The 10902-nt window shown below is 70.6% G+C and carries 8 protein-coding genes and 1 pseudogene; 3 read left to right on the top strand and 6 right to left on the bottom strand.

Annotated elements, in window-relative coordinates; genetic code table 11:
• Nucleotides 1-31: 31 nt before the first annotated feature.
• The 5 genes from ACWCQ1_RS47275 to ACWCQ1_RS47295 form a co-directional block, all read right to left on the bottom strand.
• Nucleotides 32-3007 (bottom strand): AfsR/SARP family transcriptional regulator, encoded by a 2976-nt coding sequence (locus tag ACWCQ1_RS47275; RefSeq protein ID WP_451029515.1) that lies wholly within the window; start codon nt 3005-3007, stop codon nt 32-34.
• A 61-nt stretch (nt 3008-3068) separates the two neighbouring features.
• Nucleotides 3069-3905 carry an alpha/beta fold hydrolase gene (locus ACWCQ1_RS47280; RefSeq protein WP_451029516.1) on the bottom strand — a complete coding sequence of 279 codons (837 nt, stop codon included), beginning with the start codon at nt 3903-3905 and terminating at the stop codon, nt 3069-3071.
• Nucleotides 3906-4574: 669 nt separating this feature from the next.
• Nucleotides 4575-5873, bottom strand: coding sequence for a glycosyltransferase (locus ACWCQ1_RS47285; RefSeq protein ID WP_451029517.1), 1299 nt, complete (start codon nt 5871-5873; stop codon nt 4575-4577).
• 414 nt (nt 5874-6287) lie between these two features.
• Nucleotides 6288-6659 carry a hypothetical protein gene (locus ACWCQ1_RS47290; RefSeq protein ID WP_358609927.1) on the bottom strand — a complete coding sequence of 124 codons (372 nt, stop codon included), beginning with the start codon at nt 6657-6659 and terminating at the stop codon, nt 6288-6290.
• A gap of 105 nt (nt 6660-6764) precedes the next feature.
• Nucleotides 6765-7172, bottom strand: coding sequence for a hypothetical protein (locus tag ACWCQ1_RS47295; protein WP_451029518.1), 408 nt, complete (start codon nt 7170-7172; stop codon nt 6765-6767).
• Nucleotides 7173-7519: 347 nt separating this feature from the next.
• Here ACWCQ1_RS47295 and ACWCQ1_RS47300 point away from each other — a divergent pair.
• Nucleotides 7520-7694, top strand: a pseudogene (locus ACWCQ1_RS47300) (toxin Doc); the annotation flags it as partial.
• Nucleotides 7695-7805: 111 nt separating this feature from the next.
• On the opposite strand, the gene ACWCQ1_RS47305 reads toward ACWCQ1_RS47300, so the two are convergent.
• Nucleotides 7806-8219 carry a peptidase inhibitor family I36 protein gene (locus ACWCQ1_RS47305; RefSeq protein ID WP_133047805.1) on the bottom strand — a complete coding sequence of 138 codons (414 nt, stop codon included), beginning with the start codon at nt 8217-8219 and terminating at the stop codon, nt 7806-7808.
• A gap of 661 nt (nt 8220-8880) precedes the next feature.
• On the opposite strand from ACWCQ1_RS47305, the gene ACWCQ1_RS47310 reads away from it, so the two are divergent.
• Both ACWCQ1_RS47310 and ACWCQ1_RS47315 read left to right on the top strand, forming a co-directional pair.
• Complete coding sequence (locus ACWCQ1_RS47310; RefSeq protein ID WP_451029519.1) at nt 8881-9693, top strand: maleylpyruvate isomerase family mycothiol-dependent enzyme; 813 nt, start codon at nt 8881-8883, stop codon at nt 9691-9693.
• A gap of 35 nt (nt 9694-9728) precedes the next feature.
• Nucleotides 9729-10664, top strand: coding sequence for a hypothetical protein (locus ACWCQ1_RS47315; protein ID WP_358609936.1), 936 nt, complete (start codon nt 9729-9731; stop codon nt 10662-10664).
• The last annotated feature ends 238 nt before the right edge of the window (nt 10665-10902 follow it).

Here is a 10902-nt window from a genome sequence, read left to right on the forward strand (position 1 = left end):
TCGCGCTCTGGGGCCGCGAGGAGTGAGTCACTCATGTGCCGCCCCGGGTAGTCCGGGGCAGGTCCTCGGGGGCCGCGGAGACGACGGCGATCCGTGGCGCGGGCACCGCGTCCCCGAGGGCCAGCAGGCGCGTACGGGTCTCCTGGGCCGCCGTCGGGTCGGTGCGGATGAGGAGCCGCACCGCGCGTTCCCAGACCATGCGGGCCGCGCCGGGGTCGCCGACGGCGAGGTAGGTGTCGCCGAGGTGACGCAGCGTCCCCGCCTCGCTGAACAGATCGCTGACCTCGCGGTAGAGCCGTAGCGCGCACTGGTACGCGGCAATGGCCTGCCGGTGCTCGCCGAGGTGGTGGCGGGCGACGCCGAGACTGTCCCAGGCGCCGGCCTCGGCGTACCGGGTACCGGTGGGGAGACCGACCAGGCCGTCGAGGGCCTCCTCGAAGTAGGCGGCGGCCGTGTGGTGTTCGCCCCGCAGGACATGACTCCAGCCCAGCGCGTGCAGGGCACTGGTTTCCGCGGCACGGTCACCGAGGGCCCGGTAGAGGGCGAGGGCCCGGCCCGCCGCGTCGAGCGCTCCGTCATGATCGCCGAGGCGGTCCAGAAGCCAGCCGTGACTGCGATGGGCGTGGGCGAGGCCGAGCCGGTCGCCGAGCTCGGCGAACAGCTCCAAGGAGTGACGGATGTGGGTCTGGGCGCCGTCGTACCGCTCCAGGCGGGCCGAGGCGCGTGCCAGGCCGCGGCGCAGATGGGCTTCGGCCGTGCGGTGGCCGTCGCGGATCGCCGCGTTCAGGCCGAGACGCTGGAGCGCGGCCCCGTCGTGCCAGTGGCCCTGCCGGTCCATGAACCGCTCCAGCGCCCAGGCCAGGCCCCAGACATGTGCGTGGTCGCCGCGGGCGCCCGCCCGTTCGGCGACCGCGGCAAGTACCCGTGTCTCGGCGGTGTACCAGCGCAGTGCCGGCGCGTCGTCGGCGAAGGACTCGGGGTTGGCCCCGGGGGCGGCGGCGGGCAGCAGGGGGAGTCTCCAGAAGGGCGAGTAGACACGGCCGGCGGCGTGCGCGGTGTGCAGATAGTGGTCCAAGAGACGGCGTACGGCGGCTTCCCGCTCGCCCGCGCTTTCCTCCTTGGCCACGCGTTCGGCTGCGTAGGTACGCAGCAGATCGTGGCAGGCGTACCGGCCGGGCAGGTGCTCGGTGAGCAGGTGGGCACGGGTGAGCTCGGCCAGCAGCAAGCGGACGGCCGCCTGCTCGTCGCCCGCGACGGCCGCCGCGGCCGGCAGCGAGAGGTCCGGGCCCGGATGCAGGGACAGTAGCCGCAGCAGGCGTGCCGCGCCGGGGCTGAGCGCACGGTAGGACCAGGAGAGCACCGCCCGTACGTCCCCGGCCGGGTCCGCGTCGGTGAAGGCGTCCAGGCTGCCGTGGGCCGAGCGTAGTTCGTCCGCGATCGCGGCCAGCGGGAAGTGCGGATGGGCGGCGGCCCGGGTGGCGACGACGGCCAGGGCCAACGGCAGCCCCCCGCACCGGGTGACGATCTCGTCGACGGCCTCCGGGTCGGCCAGGACGCGGTCGGCGCCGAGGCGGCGGGTCAGTGTCTCGCGGGCCTCGGCGGTCGACAGCCGGTCCAGTGCCAGGGGGCGCGCGGCCTCGGCCGTGACCAGACCGAGGAGCCGGTCGCGGCTGGTGACGATCACGAGGCAGCCGGGGCTGCCCGGCAGCAGGGGCCGCACCTGTTCGGCGTCCCGTGCGTTGTCGAGCAGGATCAGCACCCGGCGCCGGGCCAGCAGACTGCGGTACAGGCCCGCCTGGACGTCCGCCCCGGCGGGTGTGCGCTGCGGCGGCACGCCGAGGGCCTCAAGGAACCCGCGCAGCACCTGCGCCGGATCCGCCGGGACCCCGCCCGGGTCGAAGCCCCGCAGGTTGACGTACAGCTGCCCGTCAGGGAAGCGGTGGGCGGCGCGGTGCGCCCACCGCACGGCCAGCGTGGTCTTGCCGATGCCGCCCATCCCGCTGATCACGGCGATCCGAGCTCCCGCCGTGTCCTTCGCCGACAGCATTGCCACGTGCGCGAGTTCGGACCGTCGGCCCGCGAACGCGGCGAGGTCGGCGGGGAGTTGGGCGGGGCAGACGACAGGGGCAGCCGGATGGGTGGTTTCCGGAGGGGAGGTGACGGTGGCCGGAGTGTCGGGAACCACGGTCAGCCGGACCGGCCCGTGGACGCCGTGGTCCGGCTCGGACGGCAGGGACGGCTCGGACGGATTCCCACCGGCGTCCTCGCGCAGCACCTCCTGTTGCGCGGCTCGCAGTGCGGAGCCGGGCTCGACGCCCAGTTCGGTGGTGAGCCGGGCTCGCACGCGCTGCCACGTCTCGAGGGCCGCCGCCCGCTGTCCGCCGGCCGCGAGAGCGCGCACGAGCAGGGCCTGCAGTGGTTCGTCGAGCAGGTGCTCGGCCGCGGCGCGGTGCAGCACGGCGAGCAACTGCCCGGCCTGGCCCGTGGCCAGTGCCGCGCCCGCGGCCTCCTTCACCACCGCCAGGTGCTCGCGCTCCAGGGCGTTGAACGCGGGGTGGGAGCGCGCCTCCACGGGGACACCGGTGGCGACCGGCCCGGTGCGCAGGTTCAGTGCTTCCAGCAGCAGCGGTACGGCCTCCCGCGTGCCCCGGACACCGCGCTGCCGCGCCCGCCGCACCAACTCCCTGAAGCGCAGCAGGTCGAGTGTCTCGGGCGTTGCGTGCAGCCGGTACCCGCCCGCGTCCCGTACCAGCCACCGGCCAGGGGACCGGACGGGCAGCCCGGGCTCCAGCAGCCGGCGCAGCACACCGATGTGCCGGTAGACCGCGTTGGCGGGCGAGCTGGGCGGCGACTCGCCCCACAGGGCGTCCTGCAACTCGTCCATGGCCACAGGCCCTCCCCCGTGGGCCATCAACTGGGCCAGCAGCAGGCGTTGCTGGGCCGCGCCGAGCGCCACCTCCTGACCGTCGCGCCAGACCCGTACCGGTCCCAAGACCTCAAACCGCATCGTCACCGTCGTCGTCCCTGATGTCCCCGTGATGTGCCCCCGTGCGCGTGCCCGCATGCGGTCAGGCAGCCGGCAGCCCGTCTATCCAGCCCATGACCAGGGCGTTGAACTCGGCCGGACGCTCCTGGAACAGCCAGTGCCCGACCCCTTCGAGGACGGCCGACGCGCTGTAGGGGTGCCGGCTCAAAGCTTCCTCCCAGTCCCCGTCGATCCCCTTGGCCTTGAGGGATGCGGCCGCGGACACGGACAGCACCGGGCAGGTGCGCCGCGAGAGGTAACTTTCCACGCCTGGCCGGACGGTGAGCGCGGCGGCCGCCTCGTCGAACAGGCCGTGGAAGACGTCCCGTACGGTCATCGGGTCCATGCCGAGGATCCGCCGGCGGTGCCAGACCCGTAGTGCGTCCGCGTCGGGCCCGTCCGCGGCGGGGTTCTCCAGCCCGCCCAGGACCGCCACCGCGCTGGCGACCGGGTCCGGGACGCTGAAGGCGGCGGCGAGCTGCGGCGCGAACTGCGCCTCGAAGCCGTAGCCGGGCTCGACCGCGACGACGGCCCGCACCAGGGACGGGTACTCGACCGCCAGGACGGAAGCGACCACGGCACCCATCGAGTGTCCTACGACGACCACCGGAGGGGCGTCGATGCCCTGAAGCAGCTCCGCGAGGTCCGCTGCGAAGTCACGAGGGCGCATTCCGCCGTTCAGCCCTGTGGAGCGGCCGTGACCGCGCAGATCCGGGGCGATCACCCGGTGCCGCTCCGAGAACGCCCCGATCTGCGCCGACCAGTCGTGTGAGTCGCAGGTTCCGCCATGCACCAGCAGCAGTGTCTCGCCACCGCGGCCTTGGGCCGGTCCCTCGTCGGTGTGGAACAGACGGTTGCCGTTGATCATTGTGTACGTCATTTAATTCGCTCCCGGTGAAAGGGTGTTGGTGGGTGGCGGGAGCGTAGGCAGGGGGCAGTGGACGAAGTGTGCCTGGCTTGTGTCTGCGGCCCTGCGTTCCTCATGACGGTCACCGGCCGAATGAGTCGGTGACGGGGCACTGACCGCTCGTGGCGGCCGAGTTGACCAGGGATGTGGCCGAAGGCCAACTGAGTCGGGCGGGGCCAGCAGCCGGCAGCCGTCACTGCCGCGTTGCGGCAGCCCCGGCTCCAACAGCCGTCGCAGGTGCCCCACATGGCGGTGCACCATGTTGGCGGCGTGAGCGGGAGGCCGGTCTGCCCACAGCGCATCGACGATGTCCGGCAACGGCACCGGGGAGCCTGTTCGGGCCAACGGCAGGGCGAGGAGGGTGCGGCGCAGCGGCGGCCTCGATTCCACCTCGGTCTCCTCCCGCCGTACCCGTACTTCGAACTGCAGTGGCATCGATGTCATCGCCCCGTCCTCTCTGGGCCTCATGCTAGGCAGCGGCGGGGCCGCGCTCACGGGGCCAGACATTCCGGGCGTGGCACGAGGACGGTGACGGCTGGAAAGCGGGCGCGGGGGCGGCTGCGAGGGCGGTGCCGGAGGGCCGGGCCGTGGAAATCCGCTGCGAGGGCGGGCGGTGACGGTAGGCCCGGCCGCGGAAAGCGGCTAGGAGGCCGTGGCGATCACCTCCGCGATGGCCTCCAGCGCGTCATGGTGCTCGAACCCGGCTCGCAGGGCCTGCGCGCGCTCGCCGTACCCGGGTTCGGCAAGCACGCTCAGCACGGCCGCGCGGACCTCCTGCGGCGAGGGATCCCCGCTTCCCAGATCGACCCCGACCCCGCTCCACTGGACGCGGGCCGCCACCTCGGGCTTGTCCTCTCCGTCGCCCCCCACGACGAGCGGTACCCCCTGCCTCAGGGCCTCGTGCACACCGCCGTACCCGCCGTTGGTGACCAGCACGGACGCGTGCGGAAGGAGCGCGTCGAAAGGGACGTACCCGCCGATGCGCGCGTTCGCCGGCACCGCTCCCGCGGCTTCGATCACCGCCGGGCCGTCCGCGCGCCCCGTCGCGGCCACCACCAGGACGTCCTCACCGGCCAGGGCGTCCAGGGCCGGACGCACGAGCCTGCCGAGATCACGGTTGTCGAACGACCCCTGGGTGACCACGACGACCGGCCGCTTCGCGTGCTCCACTTCCGCCCACCATTCCGGCAGCGGCCGAGGCGTGCGCGGCGCGGCGGGCAGGGGACCGACGAACCGGAACGAGGGCGGCAGGTCGCCGCGCGGATACTCGAACTCCGGGATGGTCAGCTGCAGATAGTGGTCCGGCGCGGTGACCATGCAGTCGAGGACGAACCCGGGCAACTCGGTGCCGCTCTCCCCGAAGTTCTCCTCGATGTGCCGCTGGGCACCGGAAAGAACCTCTCTGACCTGGTCGTTCATTTCCCGGTGCCGCTTCTTCGCCCCCTCCCCGGCCAAGGGCGGCATCGCGAGCCCGATGGGCGGCGCGTCCTCGCTGAGCAGCGTCGGCATGGTGATGCCGAGGCCGATGGTGACCGGCCGGTGGCCGGGCGGAGCGGACAGGCTGAGGGCCGTCGCCCCCAGGAACTGCGGATCGCTGATGACCACGGACGCCGGGAACCGACGGGCCAGCAAGGTCCGAAGCGCGCGGTACTGGGCGGGAGTCGGATCACCGAAGACATGCTTCAGGTCGTACTCCAGCTGCGCCGGGCCCGGCGGGAAGGCGGCACGGTCGGGAAAGTACAGATCCAGCTGCCGGTCGTCGAAGTCCGCGGCGGGCGGCAGCGATACATGGTGCGCGCCGGCGGCCCGTACGTCGTCGGCGAACCGGCTGCCGGTCAGCACGACGACCTCGTGCCCGCGCCGCACCAGGTCCGATGCGACGGTGAGGACGGGTTGGACATGGCCGTGAAACGGCGATGCGGCGGCGACGATCAGTGTCACGGTGGACTCCCTGCGCTGGGTGAACAGTGCCACGGCAGCCTAGGAACCCGTTGTGCAAAAGAAGTGCGGCGATGCCCGCACCGGACCCGAGGCCACCGGCGCGTGCGGACGACGGCTCTTCGGCAAGTGCTGGCAGTGCAGAGGCAGATGGCTTCCGGCCGGTGCCGGAGCGAAGAGAACCGCCGCTCGGTGCAGGCAGAATGAGCAACGCGCCAGGGCGGAATGCGAAGTTCTCGAGGCCGCCTTGGCCTCCGCGCGGTGTGCCGGCCGGGGCCTGGCCGGCATTGCACGTCATCGTGCCTGCCGGGAGGCCAGGTTGACGGCGGCACGGGCCGCGCCAGGTGCCCTGCCCTGGTCGCAGCCAGGGCAGGGCACCTTACGGCCTGCCAAGTCGACGCTGGCGAGAAGTGCTGGTCACAGCTTGACTGCGGCGGAGCAGTTCCCTACCCCGGTGCGACAGATGCGCACGGACCACGATGTGCGGGCTCCCGTCACATACTGATCGGTCGAGGTGCAGACCATGTCGCCGTACCACCGCCAGCTCGTGTCGTCGGTGTCCTTCACCTGATAGCGGGCGCAGTGCCCGTCGGTGAGAGTGTCGTGGGCGTGGAGCGACCAGTCACCGTTTCCGACATAGGTGATCCTGCCCGCCGCGCCGGTGGTGCTCAGGTCGTAGGACAACGCCTGGGCAGGGACGGCCGAGAAGCCGACGAGGGCGGCGGCGGCCGATACGGCCACGACGGCCAGTCTCTTCGCCACCGAAGCCTGCTTTCTGTAAGTCATCATGCATCCCCCTTCGCTTGTTCTCACTGGTTGGGTCTCTTGGTGGGTACGACGTCGCGCCGGCGGCAACGAGTGAGCGACCCGCACCGTGAGGCAGGTCTTTTCACGTCAGCTCGAGGGCCATGTCTCGAAAAGGTTGCTGCACTTCGCCGGGTTGGACCGGATGCGGATGGCGGTCACCGTGACGGACGCGTCGTTGTGGACCGTGTTGTTCGGGTCCAGGCAGAAGGCGGTACTGGTACTGCCTATGCGCAGCAGGACCGTGTCGTCGTTGCGCGAGTTGTAGACGACGTCGGCCCCTTTGCTCCTGGGGCCCAGCGTCTGGTTGTAGTCCGGATCCTGGTAGGCGGCCGTGGGACTGCCGGCCGTGTACTGGGCTTCCGTCTGGTAGAAGCAGACCCGCGGATAGACGCATCCGTGCAAGGTCGGTTCGGCGGACGCGGGTGGGGCACTCGCCATCAACGTGCCGACGGCAGCGAACGCCGCCCACCCCGCCCATGTCTTCTTCCTGATCATGCTGTCTCCCTCCGTTGCGGTGAATGTTGCTGAGGCACAGACGCGGGGTTCCGTCAGGGCAGGACGCGGTTCCCAGGCCGAGGACGTGCGCGTCAGCGGTGTGGGCCCACCAGGACGCAGCCGTCCGCACTTGGTGACGCCCACGCTGAGGCAGCGACCTTGCGAAAACCTTGCCGCGCCGGCTCACGGCTGGGCCTCCACGCCCCGGCAGCCGGCTCGGGGCACCGACCTCGTCAGAGAGCCGAGGCAAGTCGGCTCCGGGGCGCGCTTCGGACGGGATCAGTCCAGGGCCGTGCCCGCGACCATCCCAGCCACATCCGCCCCGCCAATCTCGGGACCGCCGCCTGATGCACCTCTACGTCGACGTCTCCTCGACGTCCAGGAGGCCGCCCTTGCCAGCGAGGACATGGCCGTTTCGGACTACTCCGCGCTCGTGGCAGCCGTTGCTCGTCACAAGACCAAGCTGCCGACCCGCGCTGCGGCCGACCGGATGCCGCCTGGCGGGCGGCCGCGCTGATGCACCCCTGGGGTCTGCTTGCATAGGACTGCATCGGCGACGGTGAGGCCGCTCCCCCTGACGGCCCCACCGGGCGCTCGGCCCGTGCCGTGCTATCCCTCTCCGGACGTCCGGACTCAGCAGCTGGCGAGCCACTTGTGGGACAGCACCTTTAGGCCGGGACCGCCGCTGACGCCAGGGCCCTTCACGCCCTGTCCTATGCAGCCGAGATACCCCGAGTAGCCCGTTCCGGAATAGAGGCCGACCCCCTCGTACGAGGAAGAAGTCCCGTGGTTGTAGACCGACTTGACGTTGCGGTCGTCGGCCCATGAACACTTCACGGTTCCGCTGGTCCAGTCGCTGTCGGCGTTGCTCCAGCTGCAGCGGTTTCCCGTGTAGTTGATCTGGTCCCAGACGCACAGGCTGCCGGAAGGGCAGTCACTCGCGGCGGCTTCGGCCGGACTCGGTGCCAGCAGGCCCAGAGCCGCCACCGTGGCGGCGACGACGGTCGCGCTCAGAGTCCTGCGGGCTGCGCGTATTGTGACGTTCATTCATGGTCCTTTTCCGTGAGCGATCCTTCCGGCGGAGAACTCGTCTCGGGCCGGCCCCTCGGCGATGCGTGCACGGATGGTGGAATACCGACCTTGTCGCGACCTTGTCGAAACCTTGTCCGACCTGTACGCGCCTGCTGTGAGGGATCCGTGCCCCAGGTGATGAAGTGGTTCGAGCAGACGGGTTGTATGGCGGACTTTGGACTGCTGGGCCCGCTGGACGTGCACTGGTTCCGGCCGCTGGTCGAGATGCCTGTGGGACTTTCCACGCGTGCTGCTTCTTATTGCCGGCCAGGCTCTCGGTGAACAGCGCATGGGCGACGGCGGCGAATGCGATCGACGCGACGGTGCCGAGGCCGAGAGGGAGGACGGCTCGGGCGCCGCCGACGCCGACGAGCGGTGCGGCGACTCTTCCGAGCCCGAAGCGGGCGCAGCCGGGTGCAGGCCGGGAGAGCGCTCTGTCACCATCCCTGTGTCGATCCCGACCGCGTGCGGGCGCCGCCGCCGACGTGCTACGTGAGGCCGACGTCCGGATCGCGCGTGGCGATCACCCTGCCTGCCAGCGGCCGCTGTCCTTGACGATCCTCTCCTGCGACGCGTAGCCGACGCGTAAAACGGTGTACCTGGACAGATGGGCAGCGGTGGTCCACCCTTCCCAGCTATGACTGCCCCTCATCGTGAGGCTGCCACGCGATTGCGGCTGCCTGAAGCCATTTTTGTCGTAGCCCAGGAGATAGCCGGCTTGCTCCGTTCATGTACGGATGCCACGGTGCCGATTCCTGGGGCTGAGTGGACGGTTGGAGAGTCCGCGGCGCATCTGGTCCTGGCCAACAAGTTGATGGCTGATCTTGCCGCAGGGCATGAGCAGGTGTACGGCGACGGCACACCAGGGGGACTTGCGGCGGCCAATGCCGCCTCCCTGGTGTCCTTCCCCGAACGTGACACATCCGTCCTGGCGGGCGGCGTCGTAGAGCATGCGCGGGCCTTCACAGAGGCGGCCGGCCTGCGGTCGGCGGACACACCCACGGTGACACCGCTGGGGCCCATGGACTTGGGGACTCTCAGCTCCTACCTACTGACCCATATGCTTGGGCACGGCTATGACATCGCAGTGGCACTCGGTCGACCACACATGGTCGACCGTGACAGGGTCGCTTTGGCGATGCCGTTTCTGATCACTGCCATGGACCGTGTCGTCGATGCACGAGCGGCTGCCGGTCATAGTGCCTGTTACGACCTGAGGTTGCGCGGCCTCTCCCGGCTGACGGTGACGTTCACCAACGGCGCGTTGGCCGTACATGCCGAGCCCCCGCGTCGTCCCGACTGCACGATCTTGATCGACCCGATCACGTTCTTCTTGCTCGCATTGGGCAGGCGCAGTGCCATCGGCGCCATCGTCCGCGGCAAGGTCCTCGCCTGGGGGCGCAAGCCCTGGCTCGCGCCAGGGTTCCCCGCATTGTTCACCGCACCATGACGGACGTGCGCCGGCGCCGCCGCTGAGTTTCATGGATGACCAGGCGCTGGATCTTGTTGGACATGCCCCTGGTCCATCGCAGGGATGGCGGCCTGCGAAGATTGGCCGATGTCCACGCCCTGTCAAAAGAGGCGGCAACGGTTGGGGGAGCCCGGGTGACGGCGATCGATGCGTACCAGCGGCGCTGCGAGCAGCTTTTCGTGGCCGGAGGAAACGCGGCCGTGAGGCGCGCGGCTCAGGCGGGTCTGGACGAGCTCGGCCCCCACCCGGATCTGTATTGCTGGCTGGCCCTCGGACACGCTGCCGAGGACGACGACGACCACGACGACTCCGCCGAGGAAGCCTTCCGGGCCGGACTCGCTCTCGACGGTGACCACCTGGGGCTTCTGGCCGGTTACGCCGAACTGTGCCTGCGCGCCGACTCCTTCGAGTACCCGGGCCGGGCCGCGCGAGCCGTCACCCTGTCCAAGCGCCTCAAGCAGCTCGCACCGCAGTCCGCCGAAGCCGACCGGCTTGCCGCAGCAGAACGCTGGGCGCGGCGCGGTTATTGGGATGACTTGCGGATGAGAGCGGCGGACGCCGCGGTCGCGGGCCGCGAGACCGAGGCACAAGCACGTGCCCTGGCCGTGGATCTCCGGCAGGGCGACGAAGCGGTGACCAGGGACGCGAACGTCGAGGACCGCGAAGCCGTCGTACGCGCGGCGACCCTCAAGGCGCTGTCCGGGCCGTGGAACGCCCCCGTGCGCTTCCTTGGCCGGCATCGCACGACCGTCTGGGCCCTCAGCGGCATTCTGTGTTTCCTGACCAACACGGTGCTGCGCCAGACCGGAGTCGTCGACTCCTTCAGCGCCTGGGGCTTCCTCTGGGCCTTTCCCGTACTTGTTGTCGACCGCCGTTTCGCCGCCATCCGCAAGGAAGCCGAGGCACAGCACATCGCCACCCTCGAAGTGGCGCTCGCAAAAAGGAGCTGAACGAAAGGACGGGTTCAGCGCTTTCCGCGGGTCTTGCCTGAGCACGACCACTCTGACCCCAGGCCTGATTCGGTTGGCCACTCGCCCCCGGCTACTGCGGTCGCCGATCGTCGGGCAGCGGATCCAATGTCGTCCAGATTCCTGACCCGGGTTCGACATAATTCCGTGGCCTGGAGAGGCGAATCCGGGGTCTGACCTGGGCGGACGTGCGTGTGTCCGCCTGGAGGGCGTGTCTCTA

It is taken from the genome of Streptomyces sp. NPDC002144 (assembly GCF_053593695.1).